A 26,093-nucleotide genomic window follows, 5' to 3' on the forward strand; every position below is an offset into this window, starting at 1 on the left:
CACAAAATTAAAGTAATGTTTTTAATTTTGCATGAAGACTGATAAGTGAGATTTTATGACCAAGCGCGCATTAATCACCGGTGTTACGGGGCAAGACGGCGCCTATCTGGCTCGTTTTTTATTGTCGAAAGGCTATGAAGTACATGGTATCAAGCGACGTGCCTCCTTATTTAATACCGACCGCATAGATGATATTTACCAAGACCCTCACGAGAAAGAGATTCACTTCTTTCTACATTATGGCGACTTGACGGACTCTTTGAATGTGACGCGCATTATCCAAGAAGTGCAGCCCGACGAGATTTATAATTTAGGGGCGATGTCGCATGTGCAAGTGAGTTTTGAAATGCCTGAATATACCGCCAATGTAGATGCTTTGGGCACTTTGCGTGTGCTGGAGGCAGTTCGCTTGCTGGGGCTTACTCAGAAAACCCGCATTTATCAGGCATCTACTTCTGAGCTTTACGGAAAAGTGCAAGAGATACCCCAGAAAGAAACGACGCCTTTTTATCCAAGGTCGCCTTATGGAGTAGCCAAGCTTTACGCCTATTGGATTACGGTCAATTATCGAGAGGCTTATGGCATGTATGCCTGCAATGGCATCTTGTTCAACCATGAGAGCCCTTTGCGAGGTGAGACCTTCGTAACACGTAAAATAACCCGGGCTGCTGCTCGCATAGCCTTAGGGCTGCAAGATACGCTTTATCTGGGTAATCTGAATGCACGCCGCGATTGGGGGCATGCCAAAGATTATGTGGAAGCCATGTGGCTGATGCTTCAGCAAGAAAAGCCGGAAGACTTTGTGATAGCTACCGGAGTAACCACGACCGTGCGTGAGTTTGCCCGTAAGGCTTTTGAAGAATTGGGCATAGAACTACACTTTGAAGGGGAGGGCGTAGAAGAACAAGCTATAGTAGCGGCTTGTCATGGTGACTTTAAGCTGCCTGAGGGAAAAGTCGTTATCAAGGTAGACCCTCGCTACTTTCGCCCCACAGAGGTTGATGTGCTGATAGGCGATGCTTCCAAAGCTCGTGAGCGTCTTGGGTGGCAGCCTGCTTATGATTTGGATGCGCTGGTCAAAGAAATGGTGCGGGAAGACCTCCAGCTTTTTGAGCGCGACAGATATCTTAAAGAGGGGGGGCACAAGATTCAAAACTACCACGAATAAAGCATATGGATAAACAAGCCAAAATATATGTAGCAGGGCATCTTGGCATGGTGGGCAGTGCCATAGTGCGCCGTTTACAAGCAGAAGGCTACACCAATCTTGTGCTGCGAAGCTCAAAAGAACTCGATTTGCGTGAACAGGCAGCCGTGCGTCGTTTCTTTGAGCAAGAAAGACCAGAATATGTGTTTTTGGCAGCTGCCAAAGTAGGAGGTATTTTAGCCAACAATACCTACCGGGCTGAGTTTATTTACGACAACCTGATGATTCAGTCTAATGTAATTCATGAAGCATATAGAACAGGAGTGCAGAAACTTCTTTTTTTAGGCTCTTCTTGCATTTATCCCAAGTTTGCACCGCAGCCCATCAAGGAAGAATATCTTTTAACCGGTGCTCTTGAGCCAACCAACGAACCTTATGCCGTGGCAAAGATAGCTGGCATTAAACTTTGCCAAGCTTACCGCGACCAGTATGGGTGCAATTTCATTGCTGCCATGCCCACTAACCTCTATGGACCGGGCGATAACTTCGATTTGCAGACTTCACATGTTATGCCGGCATTGATTCGCAAATTTCTGGAGGCAAAAGCAAAAGGCAGTCCTTCGGTTTCGGTATGGGGTACTGGAAGCCCGCGGCGTGAGTTCCTTTATGTAGATGACCTTGCCGAAGCATGTCTCTTTTTAATGCGGCATTACAATGAAAAAGAAATTATCAACATTGGCACGGGAGAGGATGTATCCATAAAAGAGCTTGCCGCGATGATTAAAGATTTGACCAGCTATGAAGGACTGGTGGAATGGGATACATCAAAACCCGATGGCACCCCCCGCAAGCTTCTGGATGTAAGCCGTATCCATGCTTTGGGATGGAAACACAAAACAAGCTTGAAGGATGGTATTAAAAAAACAATGGAGTATTACTTGAAAGAACAAGTTGCATAATTAAAAGCACCTGTACCATGCCGTTTCATTTTTCTCCTCTCTCTTCAACGGAAGGGGCTCATGCAAGTAGCCGACTGAAAAAAAATACAGCAGCTTACTTACTTTTTTTCTTGCTTCTATTCATGAATTTACAAACCTTGTCTGTCTCGGGGTGGGTTTTTGACAAACCTGAGGATGAAATCACAGTGAAGCTCTATCAGCTGCTTTTACTTTTATTGGCTCCTGTAGTTTTTTACTCATTCAATACAAATACATTGCAAAAGCATACACCCCGATATGTATGGCAATGGGTATTGTGGGTTATTTTTAGTTCGCTTATCGGCTATTCACTTTATGGCTTCAATACGCTCATTGTAAATTACCTGCTGGCATTTATAGCAATGTTTATGGGCATTCTGTTTGCCCTCTCATTGCCTACTTCTTTTATCATAAAAACTATACGCTACGTACTGCTCTTGATGATATTGGCTGTTTATGTGAAAATGCTGGTTTTTCTTGATGAAATTATTTACTTCTTTCGTAATCCATGGCTGGGGCATCCTTACTTTCCCATGTTTTATGGTGGTGGTCCCAATTTGGAAGCTACGTGGTTTGCTTTTTTCTCTGCTTTCTTTATTTCTAGTAGAAGAAAATGGCTTTTTTACTTCGTTTGGCTTGCTTGCATGGGGGTTGGTTTAATTTATGCTTCTCGTGTAGCGATTGTGATGAACCTGATAAGCTTCTTTTTCTTTTATACTTCTCCTTATGCACGCCGATGGGAACGCCAATTTTTTTTAATATTTGGAGCAGCGGTGTTTGGTTATTTGATAACTTTTATTGACTGGCAGCTAATTAGTGAAAAGCTGGTTGCTGTGCAGCGCTTGCTGTCTGTTGGTGGTTCCGAAGATAAAGGGATGCAGGGACGCTTTCATTTGTGGAGTGGATACGCCCAAGCGCTGCGTGCAGGATGGTGGAGTGGAACAGGTGCAGGAAATACAGTTCCAGTCATGGAGCTGTTAACCAAAAAAAGCTTTGGCGAAGACAATGTGCATAACATCTACATGCAGTGCTTTAGTGATTTCGGAGTAATTGGGGGACTACTATTCCTTATATTAGCGTTTAATATTTTGAAAGACTTTATCAAGGATAGAGCAAACCTTTTTCTTCTTTCTCTTGTGCTCTATCTCATAGCTGGTCTTGTACAGTTTAGAGGTGGAGAGCCTTATTTTTATTTGATATTAGGACTTTACATAGGTAAAAAATATGAGCAACCAGAAAACTAATGCCATCAAGACCACAGTACTCATTCCTCACTACAATAATCTTGATGGATTACACAAGTCATTAGCCAGCATCGCAGCAAAACCGAGAGTGAGAGTGCTTATAGTGGATGATGGGAGCAAAGCAGAACAACGACCCGATGAAGCCAAACTTCAAAATTGCTTTGCACACTTGCAGGTGATTGTGCTACTCAACGAGAAGAATCGAGGGATTGAGCATGTGTTAAATCAGGGCTTGGAGTATATTCTTGAGCATTTTCCTGATAGTCCTTATATCGCTCGCTTAGATGCTGGTGATACTTGTCACCCAGAGCGTTTTGCTATTCAAGAGCGCTATATGGACGAGCACCCGGAAGTAGCACTCTTGGGGTCGTGGGTGGATATTGTAACGACAGAGGGAAAAAAAATATACACCTATAAAGCTCCTATAGCCCATGAGGAGATTAAGAGGAGCATGTTTTTAAAAATAGCTTTTATGCACCCCTCTGTGTTGATGAGGGCTTCTGCGGTGCGTTCTATTGGTGGTTACCCATATGATTACCCGGCAGCAGAGGACTATGCTTACTTTTTTAAATTTGTTCATGCATTTAAAACTGCTGTTATTCCCCAAAGCCTTACATTTTATGAATTGAATAACAAAGGTATTTCTATGACCAAACGCAAGAGACAGCTAAGGTCTCGCATAAAAGTGCTTTGGGCAAACCGTGCGCTCGGCAACCCCTACTTCTGGTTAGGAATGCTGCGAGTCTGTATGCTATTTATATTACCTTACTCCTGGGTTCTTTTTTTAAAGAAAAAGCTGAACATTCAATAATGTCCACGATATTATGAAAGCCATCATTCATGTAGCCGAAGCATTTGGAGGGGGAATTATCGAATTTATTCTTCAGATAGTAAAGCATCAGCCGGAATATAAGCATGTTATCATTTATGGGAAGCGAGTAGAAGATGTGGAAGCTATAAAAAGGCAGTTTCCAGAAAATACGGAGTTTATAGAGTGGACCGCAGCGCAGCGGGAGGTAAACCTCGTAGCCGATTGGAGAGCGTTTTGGGCGCTCAGGTCCATCGTAAACAACCTACGCAAGCAGCATCAGATTCAGGCAGTGCATCTGCACTCCTCTAAAGCCGGCTTTTTGGGGCGTTTTGCTTTGAAGGGAACTGTGCCGACCCAAAAGCTTATCTATACTCCTAATGGGCTTGCATTCGCACGCCGGGACGTGAGCAACTTAAAACGTTTTTTCTTTTGGTTTTTGGAGTACATAGCGGCTTTATATTCGGGTAGGGTTATTGCTTGTGGAGCTTCAGAAGCAGCTTACATGAAAAAAAAAGGCATACGGGCAGATTTCATCAACAATGGCACAGCTTTTTGCCCGGAAGACTATCCAGTAGCGAAAAAATTAAAGAACAAACCAGAAGAAAAAGTGGTACTTACGGTAGGAAGAGCTTCCATTCAGAAAAATCCCGCCTTGTTCAATGCTATTGCACGCTGCTTTGAAGCAGAAAAGCATATTCGTTTTATTTGGGTGGGTGATGGCGAGCTTGCCGATGAGCTTACAGCCTCCAATATAGAACTGACCGGCTGGCTGACCAAAGAGGAAGTTATTAGCTATTTAAAGCAAGCGGATGTTTACCTATCTACCTCCTTGTGGGAGGGCTTGCCCTTTGCTGTGTTAGAAGCTATGATGTGTAGCAAGCCGCTTGTGTTGCATCGGTGTATAGGTAACGAAGACTTGGTAAGGGAGAATGTCAACGGTTTCTTGTTTGATACAGCAGAAGAGGCAGTAAAAAAGTTGCGTGTGTTATTGAACGCTCCAAGTCAAGTACTGCATGATATGGGAAAGGCTTCGCGCAGTTTGTGTGAAGAAAACTTTAATGCCCAGAAAATGGCAGAAGTTTATCACAGAGCTTATGAAAACACTTTTTAGCGATATGAAAACACTTTTTAACGAAAAAGTTTTCTTTTTCCTTTTGGCGTTGGTAGTTATTTCTTTGCCTTGGCATGAGCACTTCAATGGAGTTTGTACTATCCTGCTGATGGCTTGGACCCTGGGCTATCATCTTTATCATCGCCCAGCTTGGAAAGATTGGAGGGAACGCTCTTGGTTACTGCTACATTGGGCATGGTATGCTTTATTCGCCATAGGCTTGTTGTGGAGCTCAAACTATGATGAAGGTATGTTTCATCTGGAAGTCCACATGTTGTTGGTACTGGTGCCATGGATGTGGGCAGTAAGTCCTTCACTGCACAAAAAACAATATCACCTGCTGATGTGGTGCTTTGTGGTTTCTACCTTCTTTACTTTGCCCTATACTCTTGGGGGAGTTTTGCCCTTTTATATGAAGTTTCATGAAATCAATATGTGGATAATTACTCAATCGACCCCTTTTCATCATGGCTTTATGGGAATGTACTGGCTTACAGCCACTTTCATGATATGGTATCTTGTATATCAAAGAAGGGAAACAGCAGCTTATGCGCTGGCAGCAGGCTTTACCGTAGTAGCATTTGCTACATTACTACTCTTGAATGCCAAGGCTGCTGTTGTGGCGATGCTGCTGCTGCCTGTAGGTGCAGGGATAATCAAGTTATTGGCAGTAAAGGGCAAGAGGTACTTGCTTTATTTGAGTGCAGGAGTGCCTTCTTTTCTTGTCGTAGGTTTTTTGTTTGCTATGAGTCAATGGGATAGTAGTTCATATCAGTTTGGTGTGGACAAAAACATAAGCCTGCGCTCTGTCTGGGACTTTGCTGGCTTTTTAACATACAGCTTTTATCATCGTTTGGGGCAGTGGCATTGCGGGGTAGAAGTATGGACACAAAATTGGAAAACCTTTCTTTGTGGAGTGGGAACCGGCGATGCCACCCAAGCATTGAATAGCTGCTATAAGGCAAATGGCTGGGAGTGGTTAGAAGGCTTCAGTACACACAATGAATTTCTGGAAGAGGCAGTGCGCCATGGTTTGTTAGGGTTATTACTGCTACTGACGGTATTTCTATACCCTATCATACAGAGCATCCGGCGAGGCAATTATTGGTATGCTCTGCAGTCGATTGCTTTTTTTGTAGCCCTTATGATAGATTGCTATTTAAGCAATCAGAAGGGCATTGTGTGGTATATGTGGATAGGTAGTTTGTGGTATATGTTGCCCCGAGAGACTTGGAATCAAAAAGGCATTCTTCAAAATACTTGAACTTTATAGGTGCTCGTAATTCACTTTGCCCAACTGCCCTTTATGCCCTTGGTAGATGGCTTGTAGCATATTTTTTACATGCTTCCAACGAGATTCCCTAAATAGGTACTTCCCATATAGAAACAACTTAAAAATGGTTTTAGGCAGATAGAAGCAATAGTATTTCAGCGAAGAAAGATAGCGCTTATTGATAAATGTAACGTTTCTAAACTCGTAATATAGCTTCCAAGGAGCGGCTTTTACAAGGTTAACATGTGGCATGAATGGAAGCAAACGTATGGGCATATACTCTGTTGGCGGATGATATACTTTGCTTTGAGGAATGTAAAAGATTCTGCTTTGTGCTTTTTTTCTTGCACGCCAACAGTATTCTGTATCGTCGCCCCAGATAAATAACTCGCTTATTGGCAATCCAACTTTTTTTATCAGTTCAGTAGAAAGAAGCATAGCTAAGAAAGGGGCACCGGCTACTTCTATTGGTTCCTCCCCTAATTCATCTGTTTTTTGCAAACGGCGCCCGCCTATGGTCTTGGTAATCCAGCAGAGTTGTGTTGGATTCTGAGTACTAATCGCTACACTGCAATAAATGTTATTTGCTTCTGATGCGTAGTGAATCAGTGCTTCTAAGGCATTTGATTGGGGAATGCAGTCGTCGTCCATTGCCCAAACCCAGTCGGTGTTTTGTTTAAGCGCTTCGCTGAATCCTCTGTAAAAACCACCGGCTCCTCCTAAATTCTCCTGATGGACTACACACAAATCCTGCTGATTGTCTAACCACTCAGATGTCCCGTCATTGCTTCCGTTGTCAACTACAAGAATGCGTTCTACCGGGTATGTTTGATTGCGTAATGATTCTATGCATTGTTGCAACAAATTCAGACGGTTGTAAGTAACCACTACTGCCGTTACTTTTTGATTGTTTTTCATGGAAATAAGAGATTATGAACAAGTAGATTTTTGAAACTCAATTTCTTTTTTTGCTTTTGCCAAAGCAGAACCAATCACCTGATGCATATCGTAGTATTTGTACTCGGCAAGGCGACCTCCAAAAATGTACTTATCTTTTAACTCTTCGCTAAGTGTCGCATACTGTTTATAAATTTTGTTGTTTCGTTCGTTGTTGATTGGATAATAAGGTTCTTTCCCTCTACTCCATGCCTCTGGATATTCTTTGGTAATAATCGTATGCTCTTGCTGCCCAAAAGTAAAATGCTTATGCTCGCAAATACGAGTATAAGGGATTTCATACTCGGTGTAGTTGATAATTGCATTGCCTTGGTAATCGCCTTTGTGCATTTCGTGTTCGAAGCGGAGCGTGCGATATTCCAACTCACCAAAACGGTAACCAAAGAACTCATCTATTTTTCCGGTAAATACCACTTTGCGGGCTGTACCGTCGAAATACTCTTTGTTGGCGAAGTAGTCTGTGTTAAGGCGTACTTCTATACCTGCCTGCAGGCGCTCCATCATTTTTGTATATCCTTCGACCGGAATGCCTTGGTAGCAATCGTTGAAATAATTGTCGTCAAAAGTCAAGCGAATGGGCAGACGCCGGATGATGAAAGTAGGTAGCTCTTTGGGGTCACACATCCATTGCTTCATGGTATATCCTTTGATGAAGATTTCATAGATTTCCTGCCCTACCTGAGACAATACCCATTCTTCTAAATTCTTAGGATTTTTAATAGGAACTTTTACTTCTTCCAACTTTTTTTGTGCCTCCGCTGGGGTTTTTACTCCATACAGCTGGTATAAGGTAAACAAGTTAATTGGGAAAGAGTAAATTTTTCCCTTATAATATACCTTGGGACGGTTCACATAATGATTGAACTTAGTAAAACGGTTAACATATGCCCATATTCTGTCGTCGCTTGTATGAAAAATATGGGGACCATACATGTGAACGTCGATACCTTCTCTTTTTTCGGTATATACGTTTCCACCCGTATGCGGACGCTTGTCTATGATTAAACATTTGAAACCAGCATCGGTCAGTTCTCTTGCAAATACGCTTCCAAATAATCCGGCACCTACAATCAAATAGTCATATATATGCATATGCTTCTGCTTTTTTATATAGTTTCTTACTTAAACTCAACTTTCCCTAATCTATTGCTAAGCCCATGAACAATGGCTTTAAGATAAACAAACAAATCTTTGGGAGCTTTGTCCAGAATAATTGCTTTATACATAGCCAAAAATACATAATCGGCATCCCGTTCATAAGCGGCTTTGGCTGCGGTATATTCGCCGCCAGAACTCCCACTAATTTTCTTGAGTAATTACAATGAGGTCATCTTGTAGGTGCAATCATTCAAGAGTATGGTCTGTACTGCCGTTATTGATGATAATAATGGCATCGGGCTTTCGCGTTTGCTTGCGCAAGTGCTCGATGCATTTTTTTAGTGATTCTATTCGATTATGAGTAACTACCGTAGCAAATACCTTCATGCACTATGTTGTTTTTTGTTCTAATAAATGTTTGAGTTTTCGATAGTATGCATAAAATGCTCCTCCAATGATGAATTCTGTGAGAGGGACAGCTATGGAAATACCATAAAGCAAAAGCAATGAATTTCGTTGCCACAGCACTACGCAAGTACCTTGCCAAAGTAGTGCAAAAATACTACCATAAAGAATGGCATAACTATATAGCTTGGCATGCCCATATGCCATGAGGGGGAGGCTGAACCAAGCGTGTGTTGCAACTAATATCGGGACAGCTGATAGTATTCGAAGCACAAAAACAAGAATATTTATGCTACCTTTTTCAATATCTACCAAGTGCACAATAAAAGGTGCTAGCCCAAACAATAACCCACAGCCTAATAAACAGGCTATCCATAGAGGGGTATATACCTTCTTCAGGTAAGCATTTAGCTCCTGTATAGATAATTGGGTAGCTTTCCGACATATTCGGGGATAAAGAACATTTACAAAAGCTAAAAGAGTATACTTTGCAATTGTAACAATCTTGAGAGATAGACTAAATAAGCCTACAAATAAGTTATTAGTGAAAAATTTAAGCACTACAACTGGTAAATGCGTATAGATTGTAGGCATAAGCGAGCTGGTGAAAAAGTATCCTCCCTCTTTTAAAAGTAGCTTTATTTCTTTTATGCTGAGTAATTTAAAAACAGGCGTGCCAAAAGAACGAAGTGCATAAATAAAGCCCACGCCCCCCATAAACAAATAAGCAATGGAATAAGCCACAACAGCATAGGTCAAGTCGTCGCGCTCATTTACTAAATACAGAATCGTTCCCATTAAAAGTAGTTTGCTCAAAGCATTTAGAATACTGATAAACTTAAACTTTTCTATACCTTGAAAATACCACATAGGAAAAAGAGAATATCCTAAAATAGCCAGCAAGAGAAAGCCAATGGTACCAACGGAGTATTCTTGCGAAAAAATCAGTCCAAATCCTAAAAAGAAGAAAAGAGCGAGTATGCCGACCAATGTTAATTTTATAAAAACCACATTGGCAAATATTTTTGCCCTTTCGGCGGGTGATGACGCTTGTGCAACTCTTTTGGTAGCCGATAGCAAAAAACCGTAATCTGTAATTAGAAAACCATATTCCATAAGAGTTTGAAGAAAAGCAAAAGCTCCATATTGTTCGCCGCCTAAGGTGTTGACTAAATAAGGGACAAGAATAATAGGGGGGAGAAGATTACTAAGCTGCCAAAAACCATTTGCCACAAAATTCTGGAACAAGGAAGAGGAGAGTAGTCGCTTGACAGAAAAAGACATACGCCTGTAAAAAAAAATTTATAGCTGCAAAGATAAAGTAAAAAAGTGACAAAGTTTTTCGACTTTGTCACTTAGAGCGGCGCTTATTTCACTGCACAGAGAATCGCTTATTCTACCACAGATTCAAATTGCAGATTCAACTTAAAGTCAGCTTGTACGTCGACTTCGCCACCTATAAGTTGGTTGTACACCCATGGGCTAGAAGCATTGTTTTTCGACTTGTCGCCCTCATGAATGAGCAGTACCGTGAAATTTTCTGAATCTCTGCGGTTAGGAGCGGTGCTCACCCGGAAGCTTAAACCCAACGGGCGTCCGTTGGCATCTTGGTCCAGATACTCGAAGCTGCTAAATAGCGCATTGCTAAAGCCATAATACAGCTGATGCTCTTCGGCTTCTGCTCGTATTTCTGCGGTGATGTCTTTGGCAGGTGATTTGCTTTCATCCAACAGCTTGACTTGTGCGTTGTAGGTAGCGCCGCCTCTCAAATTGCCGTTGGTAATGACGGGATTAGCAGGACCGTCGCCATCTTCATCGTACCAGCGAATCGTAACCACATCCGAATCATCGTCTTGGTTGGTGAAGGTAACCTCCACGGTGGTGATGAGCTCCGATTCATTGACCGGCTTGGGGTCGTCTTTTTTGCAGGCAGTCAGTGCTACGCTTGCTGCCAAGAGGGTCGAGAATAAAACTTGCTTTCTCATTGTTTTTTGGATTTTATCAGTGAAACATATATTGAACACTTAACGATACGTTGCGTCCCAAATCATCGGCGAAGTAGCGCCAGCGGTTCAGATAGGAGCGATATGCTCGGTTTAGTATATTCTCTACTTCAACCGAAAAGCGCCAATGCGTCCCGTAGTTGCCTTCCATGCGCCAGTGGAACAGCCAGTAATCTGCCGGGGGAGGCATGAAATCCCATGCCCGGTCAGTATCAGACGCTTGACTTTCCACTTGGGTAGGTGCAATAACATGAGGCAGAGACAGAGCAATGCCATTGTATTCGGAGGTAAACTCCAGTTGTATATCTGAAAGCTTGCCCCATTTTGCCTTTTGCCAAACAATAGCACCACGATACACCGGAGGAGGCACTTGGTTCAAGCCTGCGTCCCGCTTTATATCGTATGCCCACAACACACTGCCCTTGTGTGTGGTTTTAAGCGAGGGGCTCAGCTGCCATTCCCACGACAGGTCGCTACCTGCCCACAGTACGTCGGTTTGACGATAGCGAAATACCGGGAATGCTCCCCGTATGGTAAGACGCAAGTCTGCCGCTTCCAGGTTTACATAGTTTTGAATGTAACTGACATGAGGCGTCAGGCTGAGGCGGTGTTGCTTCTTACTATATACCCATTGATTCACCCAGCGGTAGGTTTGCTCGAAGCGTAGTTTGCTTTTAGGCGTGTAGTAGCCCGTGTTATCGACCAGTAATCCTTCTTCTATCCAACCACTGCCATGGTGTAGCCCTTGACTATAGAGCTCGTTGATAGCTGGCAGGCGGTAATTCCACGCCAGTGAAGAAGTCCATTCCCACGCATCCGACAGGTGGGTATGCATACCCATATTGAACTGTCCATTGAATTTCCGAAATTCAGGGGTATTTAGTTGTTGTTTATAGTCGAAGGTCCATACTTGAACATGATTGTAATCTAAGCGCAGTCCCCAGTTCCATTCCATACGATTCAAAGGAAGGGTATTTGCCCAAGCGAGGCTCAGCTGCTGGCGCCGATAGTCGGGCAAGATGGGACGGGTGTTGGTCTGTTCGGTGCGGTTGAGGTTGTCTTGCCAGAGCCCTTCAGCAGCCAAGGAGCTTTCCATTTGGCGAAGAAAATGGAAATTCCCTTGTACGCTTAAGTGCTGTTGCAACAGACGCATCCATACGGCAGGCATGTTGCTGCGCCCACCCCGCCGTATGTCATATTCTTTTCTTGTGTTGTTTTGCAGGCTATAAACAAAATACCAGTCGGCGTGCTCACCGTGGCGATGTGACTGCAGTCGCCAGCTGTGGTGTGCTATCTTTTGTTTGGGATTGGCAATGTCGTAGCTAAAAGGAGCTACATACCAAGGCTGGTGGCGCTCCATAGCACGGGCGAGGTCATCGAGATTGCCTATGTGGGCAGCGCGCAAAATACCGTTTTCTGCACCGAAGAAATCATACTGTACGTTGGCATCCCAGCGACGGTAGCGATATCCTAAGCCAGTACCGGCACTTAGGCGGCGGTGCCCTGTGTTGGAAAGTACATAACGGGCAGCTTGGCGGTCGCCACTGCTGGTAGCAGTAGTATATATCCGGAAAGTGAAATTTTCAGACAGGCGACCGCTGGTTTTTTGATGTACCAGTGCCCCCATGCCGTTGCTGTACGTATTTAGTATGCATCGGATTTGTAGGCTGTCGATGTCGCTTAGTGGCGATTGTTTGACTACCACCGCCCCGCCTATGGCATCGCTGCCCAACAAGACGGCTTGTGCTCCTTTGATGACTTCTATGCGGTCATAAGCGAGTGGGTCTATTTCAGGCGCATGTTCGGCACCCCATCGCTGGCTGCCCAGCGGGCTACCTTCTACATTCAAAGCTAAGCGATTGCCCCAAAAGCCATGCAACATAGGTTGTGCTATCTCGGCACCAGTGCTTAAACTGCTTACGCCTTCTATCTCTTCAAGCATGCGGCTGAGCGGTTTGCTTGCTTGCCTCCATTGTGCTTTGTCATTGAGCGTTTCCACAACAACACTCTCATAAAGAAAAGGCTTGCTTTCAATGACTACTTTGCCTACATCCAGCGGCAACTCCGACAGGCGATAGTTCCGGTGCATCGAACTGGTCAGCTGCAAAGTGTCGTAGAGTGTGCTATATCCTGTAAATGAAATCTCAATCACGTATTGCCCAGGACACAGCTTTTCTAACCTGTAGTAACCATCCGAAGAAGTGATGCTACCCTGTTTGCTGTTTAATATGTAAACCGTAGCGGCAGGTAGTGGTTTGCCATTAGTGTCGATTACGCGCCCATCCAAGCGGAGCATGCAATCTTGTGCCTTGCTGCTCCAAGCATGCAAGCACAGGTATAGACAAGCCCATAGAAATTCTTTGTAGTGAGGCACTTTAACATGTTTTTTGCAACATCGTTGCAAATATAGTTTTTTTTCAATTCCCTCACAATTTTTTCACAGACCATAAATTTTTATCTTACCCATGAATTTTATGTTTTAAAAGCATGTGGTCTGTAATCAAGCGTTGGTCTGTACGGTACAAGCTCTTTGCAAGCTATGCCTTCTTTATTGCCCTCTTGGGCGGCTTGATGGCTATTAGTCTTTCGTTTTACAACAAACGTCGAAGCATCAGTCTGCTGTCGCAGCAGATGACCAATGTAATGATTCAGACCTTGCAATTGGTGAAAATAGAGCAAAGCTTCTTCTTGACTGACCTCAAGAAAAGTTATTTTTACCGCTATGGGCGCAGCGAGTTGATAGATAAGCATAAACAACTCTATACTCATATTCAACAGACCATAGACACTCTGTTAAAAGCCCCTTTGGTGCAAGGAAGCGACATCCAGTTGCACTTAAAAGATGCTCGTGAGCAGTTGAGCATCTACCGCGACAAGCTGAACCAAACAGTAGTAATAGTGCAGCGGATGGGATATAACAATTACGGCGAGTATGGCGAAGTAATGCGGCTGGCAAAGGCTATAGAGCAAGTGTCTGGCTTGCCCCGGGCAGAGTGGATGGAGGTACGCTTGATGGAGCAGAAAGCTATGAAGAGTATGGATTCTGCCAACCAAGAGGAGCTAAAAGCTGCTCTGGAACGCTTTCGTCGTCTGGCACATCGCCGCTTGCCGGCAGCTGCCTTGCGGGAGCTTGAACAACTATTGGCAGAGTATGAAAGCCACTTGCGGTGGTATTTTATCTATTACCGTCAAATAGGTGAGGAGCAGGAAGGCGAAGGCTTGCGTTTTGAATTGCGCCGCAGTGCCGACCGTGCCATTTATGCACTCGAGCGGGCATTGGGAGAGGTGGCAGCACAGGACAGCCGCCTCCAAGGGCAGTTTCAGAATATCATGATTGTATCGTTTCTGATTATGCTTATTTTGAGCCTCACTTTTGGCTATTTCCTGTCCTATCTGATGACTATACCCCTCCAGCACCTGACCAGAGTCATGCGCCGTTATACTTCCTACATTACAGAAGGGCAATATGACCGCATACACTCTTTTTATGCTGTGCAGAAATTTACCGAAGACGAACTGGGAGAACTGACCGAAAGCTTCAACCGTCTACTTTTTTCTTTACAGGAAGCGCTCAATAATTTGGAAGCCAAGCAGGAAGAACTCGAAGAAGCTAATGCTACTTTGGCAGACATCAACCGGCAGCTGGAGGCATCGAACAAAGCACTGGAAGACAGAAACAAAAAATTGCATCAAATTTCGTTGGAAGTATCTCAGAAAGCCGAAGAAAACGCCCTGCAGCGCAAGCTCATTGAGCATGAACTGCGCATTAAGGAAAAAATATATACCGTGATTTCGCAAGAAATACGCGCGCCACTCAGCACCTTGAAAGGTTTTTTGATTTTGCTGACCTCGCACGAGAATATGCTGGATGCCGAAGAGAAGAAAGATTTATGGCAGCGTATGTTGGGTGAACTCGAAAAGGTACTGCTTCATTTGCAGGATATTTTGCAGTGGATGCAGCAGCAGTCAACCGCTGCCCTCGATAGTTCTATTTGTTTCGATTTGGTGCGGCATATACGTGATAGTGTAGAGCAGTCTCGTCCTTTCATTGAAGCCAAGCAGTTGAGCCTTCATTTCCAAGATACATGCAAGCGTGTGGTGGCTGCTAAAATAGAAAAAGACGTCTTATCGTTTGTGATTCGCAACCTGCTGTCCAATGCCATTCGGATGACGCCCCCCCAAGGCAGCGTACGTATTAACATAGAATGCCCCGAAGACAACCACTTGAAGGTATGCATACAAGACAATGGCGTTGGTTTTAGTGAAGCCGAAATGAAAGCCTATCAGGAAGGAGTGCAGAAAATCAGCTATCAGGAGAAAAGCAAGTTCAACACAGCCGTGCTCAACCTGTTGATGTGCTATGATTTCATTACGAAGAGTGGTGGTAGCTTCTCTGTGGAGAGTACGCCTGAAAGAGGCACCAAAGTGTGTTTTACTCTTTTATTGGTCAATTATGGAATGAACGTAACTCAGGCAGACAAGCAGCACTAAGCACAACAATTCGCCAATGCTACCGTTTATTTTGAAAACCCAATGCGCATGAGGGCAACCACCGAGCAACAAGTAAAGTATTTGCAAGAACGCCTATGGAAGCTGCTTGAAGAAGTCGAACAAGTGGTATTAGGGCAGCAAGAAACGGTAAAGCTGGTATTGTCGGCAATGTTGGCAGGAGGGCATGCACTCTTGGAAGGGGTGCCGGGCTTAGCCAAAACCCTCTTAGTAAAGACCTTGGCTCAAAGTATGCGATTGCATTTTAATCGCATACAGTTTACCCCCGACCTCATGCCTTCCGATATCATAGGCACCGAAGTGATTCGCCAGCTGCCTGATGGGAACTTAGAGGTGGAATTCCGCCTGGGACCCATCTTTGCCAACTTGCTGCTGGCAGACGAAATCAACCGCACGCCGCCCAAAACACAAGCCGCCCTGCTCGAAGCCATGCAAGAATGTGCCGTGACTTATGCCGGTAATACCTACCCTCTGCCGACGCCTTTTTTTCTGCTGGCTACTCAAAACCCCGTGGAGCAGGCAGGCACTTATTCGCTGCCTGAAGCACAGCTCGACCGTTTTTTGCTCTATTTGAAAATGACTTATCCGGCACCAGACGCCGAGCTGGAGGTGTTGCGCCAAACAGCAGTGGAACACTTCCATGAGCCTGAAGCCGTCATGGGGCGCGACGACTTCGTGGCAGCACAAGAATGCGCGCAGAAAGTAGCCGTTGATGAGCGTCTCATTGTTTGGGTGCATGAATGTATTTTACAAACCCGCCCCCAAGCTACTACCAACAAAAACATACGGCGATGGGTGCAGTGGGGTGCAGGCACACGTGCAGGGCAGGCGTGGCTGCGTGTTGCCAAAGCACATGCCTTTCTTTCGGGGCGTTATTCACTTGCCCTCGAAGACTTGCACTTTGTGGCGCTGCCCGTTTTGCGCCATCGTTTTGTTTTGAACTTCGAAGCCCAAGCTGAAAATATTTCGGTAGATGATTTGATTCTTGAAATCATTCATGCGTGAGGTGCTTTGAATGATTCAATAAGATTCTATAAATTGCGGGCGGTTTTGAAGGCAAATACAAAGCGTGAAGCAACTGCGTATACATATTACTTCTTTTCGGTTTGCCTACATGGGTGGGCTGCTTGTTTTTCTTTTGTGCCGTTTTGCCAGCGTGCAGCAGGCTGCTTTGCATGAGGCACAACTGCAACAGCTGCCCAAAGTCACCGAACCCACCCACTCACAAGACGGTAACCAGCAGGAAGACCCCGCCCAAAAGAATTATTGGGAGCAAGACATTGCTCAAAAGGCGCTTCTGTCGGTCTTGCGTTTTGACTTCAAACACCCTTTTCTTTTCCTGTTCAATATAAGCTTGCCTGCACCGGAAAATACCCGCATTGCTTTTCCCGACTTTTCGCCCCGTCTCATATACTACGAGCAGCTGTTTCGTTACTTTGTGGTAGTCAATGCCCCTTAACAGGGCATGCTTTTCTTGCGCTTTGGCAAGCAGCTTTTTCGCTTGAAGCTAAGCGCCGCAGAGATTGTCAAAAGGTCTGATTCCCTATTCTTGTATTTAACATTTGTTTTCTATCAAAACCAAAACAAACATAGACTATGTCAGAAAAAGGAGCTATCAAATGGTTAGCCATTATATTGGGTGTCTTGTCGGTTTATTATCTGTCCTTCACTTTGGTGCACTATAAAGTGCAGAGCGAAGCAGAAGCTTATGCCACCGACAAAAATGGAAACATCGATTTCGCCCAAAAGCAACATTATCTAGATTCTGTCGCCAATGTGACAGTGTACAACTTGGGCTTTCGCTCATTTACTTATGAAGAAGTACAAAAACGTGCCCTTTCCTTGGGTTTGGACTTGCAGGGGGGCATGCACTTGGTGCTTGAAGTATCGCCTGCTGATATTGTAAAGGCACTGGCAGGGGCAAGAGCCAAGACCGGAGACTTCGAAAAAGCCCTTAAACTGGCACAACAAAAGCAGCAAAACAGCCAAGCGCCCTTCGGTACCCTCTTTGCCGAAGCATACAAAGAGGTGAAGCCTGATGCCAATTTGGCGCGCTTGTTTGCCAATCCCGGAAACAAAGAATTGACCTTCAACTCTTCCGATGAAGAGGTAGTAGCTTACTTGAACAAAGAAATCAACGGCGCCGTTGACCGTGCTTTCGAAGTATTGCGTCGTCGTATCGATAAGTTCGGTGTTGCTAACCCCGCTATTCAAAAGTTGCCTACGAGTGGGCGCATCCAAGTGGAATTGCCCGGTGTCGATGACCCCGAGCGTGCTAAAAAGCTGCTTTCCGGGGTAGCCAAGCTTGAGTTTTATCGTGTTTATCCGCTCACTGACCTGCAGTATGCTCTCTTGCAGTTGAGAGACTACCTGAAAATAGAAGACAAGGCTGCTCAAGCGGAAGAAAAGAACCCCTTTGAAGAGAGCAATGCCAAACAAAAAGAAGAGGTAAGCAATCCTTTTGAAGAAACAAGCGATTCCATCGCGCAGGCACAAACCGATTCTTTGAAAGCAGCTGACTCGTTGCAGGCAAAACAAGTACAAGCCGACTCTACCAAATCCGACTCTCTGCAGATAAAACGCTCTCGTTTCGATGAGCTTTTCGTATTAACCGGCTACGGCGTGTATGTATCTGTAGAAGATACCGCCGAAGTGAACAAAATCCTGCGCGATGAAATGGTGCGCAGCTTCTTCCCTTCGAATTTACGCATCTTGTGGGCTGCCAAACCCGAAGCCGGCGTGGACAATCCCTTAGCAGGCAAGCTGGAGCTCTATTTCATAGAGACTCGTCGCGACGGCAAACCGCTGCTCGAAGGAGACGTTATTGCCGATGCCCGCCCCGACTATGACGAAAATGGGCGCCCGTCTGTTTCTATGTCTATGAATGCCGAAGGAGCTCGCAAGTGGGCAAAAATTACCCGCGAAAACATAGGACAGCGTATAGCTATCGTGCTCGATAACTATGTGTACACCGCCCCCACCGTGCAGTCGGAAATCACCGGAGGCAATTCCTCTATTACCGGTAACTTTACCGTAGAAGAAGCTGCTGACCTTGCCAATGTATTGAAAGCCGGTAAACTGCCTGCCCCCGTACGCATCGTAGAAGAAGCCGTGGTGGGTCCTTCTTTGGGTAAAGAGTCCATCCGTCAAGGCATTTTGTCTATTGTCTTGGGCTTCATATTGGTGCTTGCCTTCATGGCTGTGTATTACGGCAGCAGTGGTTGGGTTGCCAACTTCGCATTGTTTATCAACCTCTTGTTTATCTTCGGTGTACTGGCACCTTTAGGCGCTGTACTTACCCTGCCCGGTATTGCTGGTATCGTATTGACCATAGGTATGGCAGTGGATGCTAATGTGCTGATTTATGAGCGTATCCGTGAGGAATTGAAACATGGTTTGCCTTTGGTCGGTGCCATAGAAAAAGGCTACACCAAAGCCTTGAGCTCTATCATCGATGCCAACGTGACCACCTTCCTTACCGGCTTGATTCTCTATATTTTTGGCTCTGGTCCGGTGCAAGGCTTTGCCATCATCCTCTTGATTGGCATTGTGTGCTCGGTCTTCTCTTCGGTATTTGTATCCCGTTTGGTAGTAGAATATCTTGCCGGCGATGGTAAAAAGCCACGCATCAACTTCATTACTACCTTTACGCGCAAGGTATCGGAATGGCTCGACTCCCAAAACTTTGATTTCATTGCCAATCGCAAAAAAGCCTACATCTTCTCTTCGGTAGTGATTGTTTTGGGGATTGTGGCTACCCTCATTATGGGAGGATTCAACTTGGGGGTTGACTTTAAAGGCGGGCGCTCCTACGTGGTAGAGTTCGACAAAGCCGTATCGACACAAGAGGTGCGTGCTGCTTTGGCTCCCGTATTTGAAAACAAAGCTCCCGAAGTGAAGCTTTTTGGTGCCAACAATCGCCTGAAAATAACAACCAGCTACTTGATTGATGATGCAAGCGATGCCGCCGACAATACTGTGCGCGAGGCATTGGAGAAAGGCTTGAACCAGTTCTCTGAGATGAATCCCAAAGTGCTGAGCTCAAGTAAAGTAGGCGCTACCATCGCCGATGACATACGCAGCACTTCGCAAGTGGCAGTAGTCTTTTCTTTGATTGTTATTTTCCTTTACATCTTGCTGCGTTTCCGTCAGTGGCAATATAGCTTGGGTGCCGTGGTGGCATTGTTCCACGATGCTTTTGTGGTATTGTCTGCATACCAGCTTGCCAACCTGCTGGGCTTCTCTTTGGAGATAGACCAAGTATTTATTGCCGCGATACTTACCATCATCGGTTACTCTATCAACGACACCGTGGTAATATTTGACCGCATCCGTGAATACCGCACCGAATTCGGTAGCATGCCTTTGGGTGTCTTACTTAACAAAGCCATCAACCAAACCTTGAGTCGTACAATCATTACAGCACTAACCACTTTCTTGGTAGTGTTTGTCCTGCTCTTGTTTGGTGGAGAGGTATTGCGCGGCTTTGCGTTTGCATTGGTAGTGGGGGTTATCTTCGGTACCTACTCTTCGGTGTTCATTGCAGCGCCCATAGTGTACGACTTCACTAAGAAAAATGCCACCAAAAAAGCGGTCGATAATGCATAACTCTTGGCTCGTATTCTTATGTTAGTAAATACAGAAGCCGCCTCCTTTGGGGCGGCTTCTGTGTGTTTTCATCAGGCTTCGAGTGGCATAAAATAGCATTATTATGCTCTTAGTACTTTTTTTACAAAATATTGTGTATATTCGGTATGCATAATAAATCTTGAAACCATGGATACCATCAGCCGCAATCACATAGAAAACCGAGTATTGCCTGCGGATTTTTCCCCCAGTCAAAACTTTTATGAAAGTGACCGCTTGGCAGCTCATTATTGGAAAAAGTATTTTTCTCCGCAGTTGAGTGAGTACTTGACTCCCAAGCTGCAATGGACCGGTGCACAAGCTGCCCAAGTGATGGATGCCCTTTCGCTGGCTGCCGATAAACACCCGCCTGTTCTAAAACGACGCAATTTCTATGGCGAAGATATCTTCGAAATAGAGTTTCATCCTGCCTATTGGCAACTGATGGATATTGCCGTGCGCTCGGATATGTTTCGAGTGAAGTGGCATCCTAAGCTGCGAGCTGCCTTTCAAAAAGAGCGCCATTTGGCAGGCTTTGCCCCTTATTTCTTGTATTCCATGGCAGAGGGGGGGATTCCCTGTCCTTTGTGTATGACCGATGGCGCCGCTCGTCTGATTGACCGTTTCTGCGAAGAAGAAGACAAACAGCGTTTGCTGCCGCATATCTATACCGACAAGCTCGCAGACTTTTATACCGGTGCTATGTTTCTTACCGAAAAGTCGGGCGGCTCTGATGTAGGTGCCAACTTAGTAAAGGCAGCTCCCGAAAAGAACAATTATTATCGCTTGAATGGCGAGAAATGGTTCTGTAGCAATGCCAATGCCCAAGTGATATTTGCTTTGGCACGCACCGGTACACTTGCAGAAGGCACACGTGGGCTTTCTCTGTTTTTGGTAGAGCCCACTTTGCCGGGTGGCGGGCGCAATCCTATGGAGGTGGTACGCCTGAAAGATAAGCTGGGCGTACGTTCTATGGCAAGTGCCGAAATTATCATGCACAACACCCTTGCCAAGCGAATAGGAAAAGAAGGAGAGGGGTTTAAGTTGATGGCAGAGATGGTCAATCTTTCGCGCCTATACAATGCAGTAGCGGCAACAGCCTTTGCCCGTCGTGCGCTTGTTGAAGCTTATCAATTTGCCTGCCATCGTTCTACTTTCGGCAAGAGACTCATTGAGCACCCCTTGGCTTATGATAAGTTCGTAGAGCTGGGGGCTCGCTATCAGGCTGTCTTTTACATTACCTGGCGGGCAATCAGGGCATTAGATGGCGCCGACAACGGCAACGAAAGCGAAGCCCACTTAGCACGCTTGTTGATTCCTATGGTAAAAAGATATACAGCCCTCGAAGCGGTCTATATTATACGGGAGTCGATGGAGATGATGGGGGGCATCGGCTACATTGAAGACGGCGTGATGCCCAAACTGATGCGTGACGCGCTGGTCTTGCCTATCTGGGAAGGTGCTGGCAATATCATGATATTAGACATGTTGCGGGCAACTGCCAAGTCGAAAGGCTTGGAGGTGATGGTCAAAGAAATGAGCGCTGCTTTCCGGCAAGAGGGCGAGGCTGCGCTTCCCTTTTTGCATCAGCTGGACGAGCTGCTCAAAGAGATGAAGGAGCTGCCCGAAGGCGATGAAAATCAACTGGTAGCAAAACATCTGTTCGAGCGCCTGACACAACTCTACACGCTGAGTCTGCTCATCGAAGAGCAAAGCGAGGCTACTCCTTGGCTGGCAGCTTGTTGGAATTACCGGCATCATACCTTGGCAAAGCCCGTTGCCATGCCTTCGGTGCACGATGCCCATCGGCTCGTGGCTTGGGATTTTTAAAATGCTTTTGTATAACCAAAAATAAAAAATCTGCTATTGAAGCGTTTCTTTGTGCCCCTTCTCATGAGTAGGGGAGGCTATTTCAGCTTTTAACGCCAAGAAAAATTTCGATTTGTTTGTAGAAGCGATGAGTGAGCGACGTTTTTGGCTTATATTATGTGGAAAAGAAAAAGCAGTGATTCAAGCAATCACCCGACATCTTACAGTTCTCTCCGTTTTTTTACTATGCTTTGACTGCCGCATTTTTTGCAGTTGTTTGTCAGAGCATAAGAGAAAATTTTGGACAAATACACCAAGTCTATTTTAGCTAACTCTCTTCATAAAAAAACACCCACCTTCGCTTTTCTATGGGCGGGGTGGGTGTTTGCTTTGTGGAGCCGGAGGGACTCGAACCCTCGTCCAGGCATGCCGGCAACATGCCGTCTACACGCTTAGTTGCCACTTCTTATGTCGGGGTGCCATGGTAGGCAACCACCTGAAACACCCCCAAGCCGCGTGTGTGTCTCGCCCGCAAGAGCGCGGCACTCTTTTGGGCATAGCTCCGTTCCGTTTTGATACCCTTACAAGTGGGCGAAGCACCGGGAGCAGGGCGCCTCAAGCCCCGGGTACTTGCTACCGTAATCCTTGATTAGGCAGCAAGGGCGTAGTTAGATTCGCCATTTATTGTTTGGGAGGTAGATTTACGGGATACTCCCATCGCCCGACGTGCAGGCATGCCTCCGGTCCATGCTGTCGAAACCGGTCGGCCCCCTTGTGTTTTCACAAAAACAAAAACGACTGCGAATTTAAAAAAGTTCATTTATCTATGAAAATGGATTGAGCCTGCGCAAATCTATATTGAGCCAATAGATAGCCAAACACATCACCACCGCCCAAAAGCAAGCACTCACAAACATGCTAAGCAGGATAGCACGACGCGGTGCCCCCAGACTTACTGCCAAAATGCTACCAATAGGAGGGCTAAAAAGGATAGGTGTAAGAAAAGCAATACCCCAAATACCAAAGCGACTCCATATCTTTACAATCATACGGTTGCGGCGTGTGAACCGTCGTTTGTTGCGCTTGCGTTGCCAAGCAACAATTCGGTTGCGCAGTGGAATCCCCCCAACGACTACTATCCCTACCGTAGTCATCATGCCGGCGATGGTCAGCAGTATGGCACCCCACAATGGCAAGCCCCCTACAAAAGCAGCTGGGGGGGCAAAGGCAAATTTAAGCATGGCAGTTGTGAAAACCCCCGCAGCCAGAAACCACCATTTTCCCATTGCTTTCTATTTTGCTCAAAAATACAAGTAATTTTTGGCTTGTTTAGCAGCTTTGCCCAAAGCGTTGTATCTTCGCATTGCTTTTCGACCAATCGCATTCAACAAATGAAAAAGCCTTACGTTGTCGGAATTACAGGCGGCAGTGCCTCAGGAAAAACCTATTTCTTGCGTAGCCTTTTGAATCACTTCAGCGAAGACGAAATCTGCTTGATATCGCAAGACAACTACTATCGCCCTTTGGAAGAACAACCACGCGATGAAAACAATATTGCTAATTTCGACACCCCTCAGTCGCTTGACCATGACGCCTTTGCCCGCGACTTGCAGCGCTTATTACAGGGCGAAACGGTGCACCGCATGGAATATACCTTCAATAATCCCAACATTACGCCTAAAGAATTGGTTTTCAAGCCTAAGCCCATTATTGTAGTGGAGGGTATTTTTGTTTTCTACTATCCAGACGTAGCATCGCTGCTCGACTTGAAGATATTTATTGAAGCCAAAGAGCACATCAAGCTGAAGCGGCGCATCATTCGCGACAAAATAGAGCGAGGTTATGACCTTGAAGATGTTTTATATCGTTATGAGCGGCATGTAGCACCCACCTACGAGCGGTACATTGCACCTTTCCGTGAAGATGCTGATATTATAGTGCCCAACAACAAGCACATAAACACTGCGCTGGAAATGGTGCAGCTTTTTCTAAAGCAAAAAGTCAAAGAAAATGCCTAAAAGAAAAATTGCCGTCATCGGTTTAGGGCAATTCGGTATGGAAATTGCCCGCACCTTAGCCGCCCGAGGAGCAGAAGTGCTTGCCTTAGACAACAACATGGCGCACATCGAAGCCATCAAAGACGAGGTAGCCTATGCCGTGCAAGTCGATGCTACCGACAAGCGGGCGCTGCAGGCGCAAAACATATCGGAGATGGATGCCGTGGTGGTAGCCATAGGCGAAGACTTCGAAGCCTTGCTCTTGTGTACTGTGAATCTGCTTGAGCTGAAGGTGAAAGAAATCATTGTGCGCTCTGCCAGTGACCAACAGGAAAAAATCCTACGCCAATTGGGAGTTTCTAAAATACTTTCGCCGGAACGTGAGGTGGCAAAGACCGTATCCGAAGGCTTACTTAATCCGGACATACTGGTGCGCTTGCCGCTGCCCGATGGTTATGAAATTGCAGAAGTACCTCCACCGCCCAAAGTAATCAACCGGAAGCTGGCAGATATCGGTTTGCGCGAAAAGTACGCTCTGAACCTCATCACCATCAAGCGCTACTACGAAGAAACACCCGAAGGAGAAGAGCAAGCCCGCCAAGTAGAGCATATCATTGGGGTGCCCGCTCCTTCTACCATCATTTACGAAGGTGATATTTTGATTTTGATGGGCAGAAAGCCTGATATAGATAAATTCTTGTTGCTGAATCGCTAAGCTGTAGCATATTACCAAGCCCTTTTTCAGCTCATTTCTTGTTTCAGAAGCTACTTTTTCTCTTTTGCTCTCTCGAGAGTACCTACGGGGCTCTTCATGTTCAATCCCGCCGGCTCCGACAGATGTTCTTTGTTTGTAAAGGTGCTTACCATAACGCTAAACGCATCTAATCAAGCTCTGGGCTTTTGTCTGTAAGCACCATCACTTCCTTGTTGTGGAGCTTACGGAACAGGTGAGGATAATAGCGCCGCCATTCGCTGACCATCAATTCATAAGGCAAATCATGAAAGCTGCCGTAGTCGTGCAAGTACTCCATGAATTTACCGGCTTGTGGGTCATATTCTTGAAATACGGCATCATGTGTGCCGTCGAACTCTAAGGGCATCACGCCCAACTTTTCGCAAAGCGAGCGGTTGAACGCAGGTGTAGCGGCTACCCACTGCTCTTGCAGCCACAATTCGGTATATCCATGAAAGACAAGCACATGAGTGCCCAATACCTTCTCTATTCGCTCGGTGCCAATATGATTAGTTACATTGGCAAAATGCAAACGGGAAGGAATGCCCGCAGCACGGGCACAGGCAGCCAGTAATACCGCTTTTTCCACACAATAGCCGCTGTCTTTGCTTAATACGTGACTGGCTTTGAGGTCTTCCTTTTTTATGCTGACAACACTGGGGTCGTAGCGCCAACCGTCACGTATGGCATAAAACAGCTTGACAGCACAGCGCAACGGGTCTTGCTCATCACCACACACCTCGCGCGTATAAGCAACTACTGCCGGGTGGTTACTGTCTATAAAGTAGGTAGGCGATAGATACGTTTCCATGTCTTTATATGCTTTTGAAGTTTATAAAAATAACAAAATTTGACACTGAAAAGTAGCTGCTAACCGCATCGAGAAAGTTGCTACTGACTTATTTCAAAACCAACAAATTGATGTTAATAAAACCTCTACTGTTGTCCAATTTAATGGAATGAGTTTTTCTGCAAAAAACCTCTAATCCATTCAACAACAATGAGTTACACAAATATGAAGAAGTTTTTGGAAGCGAGTATCGAGGAGATGAATAGATGGTTAATGGTTAAGGAAGCAGAGTGAAAGGATAGAAAGATAATTAAGGTTGGAATCATGAATGCGAGGTTGTAAAAAAGAGAGGGAGCATATCTTTAAAGTCTTAAATTTCTGGAATATGAAAGTTTAAAAAGTTGTTCCAAAATATTTTGGATAATGGTGATTTTTACGATGAAATTTTTTTCACTGAGAATTCTTTTAATAAATACACTACAACGCTGATTAACCCAAAGATGAAAATGGACTTGCTAACTAAATATAGATTTCATAATTTTGTAGCAAAAAAGTCATGAAGTGTCCAAGATGTAAAAGTAGTGAAAAAGTAAAAAATGGTAA

The 26,093-nt window shown here is 45.2% G+C and carries 21 protein-coding genes and 1 other RNA gene; 13 read left to right on the forward strand and 9 right to left on the reverse strand.

Features of this window, described 5'->3' with window-relative positions; all coding sequences use genetic code 11:
- Positions 1-55 precede the first annotated feature (55 nt).
- From gmd to FHS56_RS10645, 6 genes are all read left to right on the forward strand, one after another.
- Positions 56-1,168, forward strand: coding sequence for a GDP-mannose 4,6-dehydratase (gene gmd, locus FHS56_RS10620; RefSeq protein WP_166920626.1), 1,113 nt, complete (start codon positions 56-58; stop codon positions 1,166-1,168).
- A 5-nt stretch (positions 1,169-1,173) separates the two neighbouring features.
- Entirely contained in the window at positions 1,174-2,106 is a 933-nt protein-coding gene (gene fcl / locus FHS56_RS10625) for a GDP-L-fucose synthase (protein WP_166920628.1), read from the forward strand.
- A 458-nt stretch (positions 2,107-2,564) separates the two neighbouring features.
- Positions 2,565-3,368, forward strand: a complete 804-nt coding sequence (locus FHS56_RS10630) for an O-antigen ligase family protein (RefSeq protein WP_243844213.1) — start codon at positions 2,565-2,567, stop codon at positions 3,366-3,368.
- Positions 3,349-4,179: a glycosyltransferase gene (locus tag FHS56_RS10635; protein ID WP_166920632.1), complete on the forward strand. Its 831-nt coding sequence runs from the start codon at positions 3,349-3,351 to the stop codon at positions 4,177-4,179. Before FHS56_RS10630 ends, FHS56_RS10635 begins: the two co-directional genes overlap by 20 nt.
- Before the next feature lie 13 nt (positions 4,180-4,192).
- The gene (locus tag FHS56_RS10640; RefSeq protein WP_166920634.1) at positions 4,193-5,290 is read left to right on the forward strand and encodes a glycosyltransferase; all 1,098 of its coding nucleotides are present in this window, start codon (positions 4,193-4,195) and stop codon (positions 5,288-5,290) included.
- A 4-nt stretch (positions 5,291-5,294) separates the two neighbouring features.
- Positions 5,295-6,554 carry an O-antigen ligase family protein gene (locus tag FHS56_RS10645; protein WP_166920636.1) on the forward strand — a complete coding sequence of 420 codons (1,260 nt, stop codon included), beginning with the start codon at positions 5,295-5,297 and terminating at the stop codon, positions 6,552-6,554.
- Positions 6,555-6,557: 3 nt separating this feature from the next.
- Here the strand turns inward: FHS56_RS10645 and FHS56_RS10650 are convergent, their stop codons facing one another.
- From FHS56_RS10650 to FHS56_RS10675, 6 genes are all read right to left on the reverse strand, one after another.
- Positions 6,558-7,481, reverse strand: a complete 924-nt coding sequence (locus FHS56_RS10650) for a glycosyltransferase family 2 protein (protein WP_166920638.1) — start codon at positions 7,479-7,481, stop codon at positions 6,558-6,560.
- 12 nt (positions 7,482-7,493) lie between these two features.
- Entirely contained in the window at positions 7,494-8,612 is a 1,119-nt protein-coding gene (gene glf / locus FHS56_RS10655; RefSeq protein ID WP_166920640.1) for a UDP-galactopyranose mutase, read from the reverse strand.
- 252 nt (positions 8,613-8,864) lie between these two features.
- Positions 8,865-9,005, reverse strand: a complete 141-nt coding sequence (locus tag FHS56_RS10660; RefSeq protein WP_166920642.1) for a glycosyltransferase — start codon at positions 9,003-9,005, stop codon at positions 8,865-8,867.
- Between the two features lie 3 nt (positions 9,006-9,008).
- A complete protein-coding gene (locus FHS56_RS10665) occupies positions 9,009-10,307 on the reverse strand; it encodes an oligosaccharide flippase family protein (RefSeq protein WP_166920644.1) in 1,299 nt (432 codons plus the stop codon).
- Between the two features lie 107 nt (positions 10,308-10,414).
- The gene (locus tag FHS56_RS10670) at positions 10,415-11,008 is read right to left on the reverse strand and encodes a type 1 periplasmic binding fold superfamily protein (RefSeq protein WP_166920646.1); all 594 of its coding nucleotides are present in this window, start codon (positions 11,006-11,008) and stop codon (positions 10,415-10,417) included.
- A 16-nt stretch (positions 11,009-11,024) separates the two neighbouring features.
- Positions 11,025-13,400 (reverse strand): carboxypeptidase-like regulatory domain-containing protein, encoded by a 2,376-nt coding sequence (locus FHS56_RS10675; RefSeq protein WP_166920648.1) that lies wholly within the window; start codon positions 13,398-13,400, stop codon positions 11,025-11,027.
- A 113-nt stretch (positions 13,401-13,513) separates the two neighbouring features.
- On the opposite strand from FHS56_RS10675, the gene FHS56_RS10680 reads away from it, so the two are divergent.
- The 5 genes from FHS56_RS10680 (at position 13,514) to FHS56_RS10700 (ending at position 21,991) form a co-directional block, all read left to right on the forward strand.
- The gene (locus tag FHS56_RS10680; RefSeq protein ID WP_166920650.1) at positions 13,514-15,517 is read left to right on the forward strand and encodes a sensor histidine kinase; all 2,004 of its coding nucleotides are present in this window, start codon (positions 13,514-13,516) and stop codon (positions 15,515-15,517) included.
- Between the two features lie 48 nt (positions 15,518-15,565).
- Positions 15,566-16,540, forward strand: a complete 975-nt coding sequence (locus tag FHS56_RS10685) for an AAA family ATPase (RefSeq protein WP_166920652.1) — start codon at positions 15,566-15,568, stop codon at positions 16,538-16,540.
- 64 nt (positions 16,541-16,604) lie between these two features.
- A complete protein-coding gene (locus tag FHS56_RS10690; RefSeq protein ID WP_166920654.1) occupies positions 16,605-16,994 on the forward strand; it encodes a hypothetical protein in 390 nt (129 codons plus the stop codon).
- A gap of 137 nt (positions 16,995-17,131) precedes the next feature.
- A complete protein-coding gene (secDF, locus tag FHS56_RS10695) occupies positions 17,132-20,143 on the forward strand; it encodes a protein translocase subunit SecDF (protein WP_166920655.1) in 3,012 nt (1,003 codons plus the stop codon).
- A 168-nt stretch (positions 20,144-20,311) separates the two neighbouring features.
- Complete coding sequence (locus FHS56_RS10700; RefSeq protein ID WP_166920657.1) at positions 20,312-21,991, forward strand: acyl-CoA dehydrogenase family protein; 1,680 nt, start codon at positions 20,312-20,314, stop codon at positions 21,989-21,991.
- 369 nt (positions 21,992-22,360) lie between these two features.
- On the opposite strand, the gene ssrA is transcribed toward FHS56_RS10700, so the two are convergent.
- Positions 22,361-22,741: a transfer-messenger RNA gene (gene ssrA, locus FHS56_RS10705) on the reverse strand.
- A 53-nt stretch (positions 22,742-22,794) separates the two neighbouring features.
- Positions 22,795-23,256: a hypothetical protein gene (locus FHS56_RS10710; RefSeq protein ID WP_166920659.1), complete on the reverse strand. Its 462-nt coding sequence runs from the start codon at positions 23,254-23,256 to the stop codon at positions 22,795-22,797.
- Positions 23,257-23,361: 105 nt separating this feature from the next.
- Here FHS56_RS10710 and udk point away from each other — a divergent pair, with 105 nt between their 5' ends.
- Complete coding sequence (udk, locus tag FHS56_RS10715; RefSeq protein WP_166920661.1) at positions 23,362-23,988, forward strand: uridine kinase; 627 nt, start codon at positions 23,362-23,364, stop codon at positions 23,986-23,988.
- Complete coding sequence (locus FHS56_RS10720; protein WP_166920663.1) at positions 23,981-24,682, forward strand: potassium channel family protein; 702 nt, start codon at positions 23,981-23,983, stop codon at positions 24,680-24,682. Before udk ends, FHS56_RS10720 begins: the two co-directional genes overlap by 8 nt.
- A gap of 166 nt (positions 24,683-24,848) precedes the next feature.
- Here FHS56_RS10720 and FHS56_RS10725 read toward each other — a convergent pair whose 3' ends face one another.
- Positions 24,849-25,511 (reverse strand): transglutaminase-like domain-containing protein, encoded by a 663-nt coding sequence (locus FHS56_RS10725; protein WP_166920665.1) that lies wholly within the window; start codon positions 25,509-25,511, stop codon positions 24,849-24,851.
- Positions 25,512-26,093: the final 582 nt, after the last annotated feature.

The organism is Thermonema lapsum, from assembly GCF_011761635.1.
In the GTDB taxonomy this organism is placed as follows: Bacteria; Bacteroidota; Bacteroidia; order Cytophagales; family Thermonemataceae; genus Thermonema; species Thermonema lapsum.

Coding starts and splice junctions, on each gene's coding strand:
- gmd (WP_166920626.1), top strand. CDS start 56: ATGACCAAGCGCGCATTAATCACCGGTGTTACGGGGCAAGACGGCGCC.
- fcl (WP_166920628.1), top strand. CDS start 1,174: ATGGATAAACAAGCCAAAATATATGTAGCAGGGCATCTTGGCATGGTG.
- FHS56_RS10630 (WP_243844213.1), top strand. CDS start 2,565: ATGATATTGGCTGTTTATGTGAAAATGCTGGTTTTTCTTGATGAAATT.
- FHS56_RS10635 (WP_166920632.1), top strand. CDS start 3,349: ATGAGCAACCAGAAAACTAATGCCATCAAGACCACAGTACTCATTCCT.
- FHS56_RS10640 (WP_166920634.1), top strand. CDS start 4,193: ATGAAAGCCATCATTCATGTAGCCGAAGCATTTGGAGGGGGAATTATC.
- FHS56_RS10645 (WP_166920636.1), top strand. CDS start 5,295: ATGAAAACACTTTTTAACGAAAAAGTTTTCTTTTTCCTTTTGGCGTTG.
- FHS56_RS10650 (WP_166920638.1), bottom strand. CDS start 7,481: ATGAAAAACAATCAAAAAGTAACGGCAGTAGTGGTTACTTACAACCGT.
- glf (WP_166920640.1), bottom strand. CDS start 8,612: ATGCATATATATGACTATTTGATTGTAGGTGCCGGATTATTTGGAAGC.
- FHS56_RS10660 (WP_166920642.1), bottom strand. CDS start 9,005: ATGAAGGTATTTGCTACGGTAGTTACTCATAATCGAATAGAATCACTA.
- FHS56_RS10665 (WP_166920644.1), bottom strand. CDS start 10,307: ATGTCTTTTTCTGTCAAGCGACTACTCTCCTCTTCCTTGTTCCAGAAT.
- FHS56_RS10670 (WP_166920646.1), bottom strand. CDS start 11,008: ATGAGAAAGCAAGTTTTATTCTCGACCCTCTTGGCAGCAAGCGTAGCA.
- FHS56_RS10680 (WP_166920650.1), top strand. CDS start 13,514: ATGTGGTCTGTAATCAAGCGTTGGTCTGTACGGTACAAGCTCTTTGCA.
- FHS56_RS10685 (WP_166920652.1), top strand. CDS start 15,566: ATGAGGGCAACCACCGAGCAACAAGTAAAGTATTTGCAAGAACGCCTA.
- secDF (WP_166920655.1), top strand. CDS start 17,132: ATGTCAGAAAAAGGAGCTATCAAATGGTTAGCCATTATATTGGGTGTC.
- FHS56_RS10700 (WP_166920657.1), top strand. CDS start 20,312: ATGGATACCATCAGCCGCAATCACATAGAAAACCGAGTATTGCCTGCG.
- FHS56_RS10710 (WP_166920659.1), bottom strand. CDS start 23,256: ATGGGAAAATGGTGGTTTCTGGCTGCGGGGGTTTTCACAACTGCCATG.
- udk (WP_166920661.1), top strand. CDS start 23,362: ATGAAAAAGCCTTACGTTGTCGGAATTACAGGCGGCAGTGCCTCAGGA.
- FHS56_RS10720 (WP_166920663.1), top strand. CDS start 23,981: ATGCCTAAAAGAAAAATTGCCGTCATCGGTTTAGGGCAATTCGGTATG.
- FHS56_RS10725 (WP_166920665.1), bottom strand. CDS start 25,511: ATGGAAACGTATCTATCGCCTACCTACTTTATAGACAGTAACCACCCG.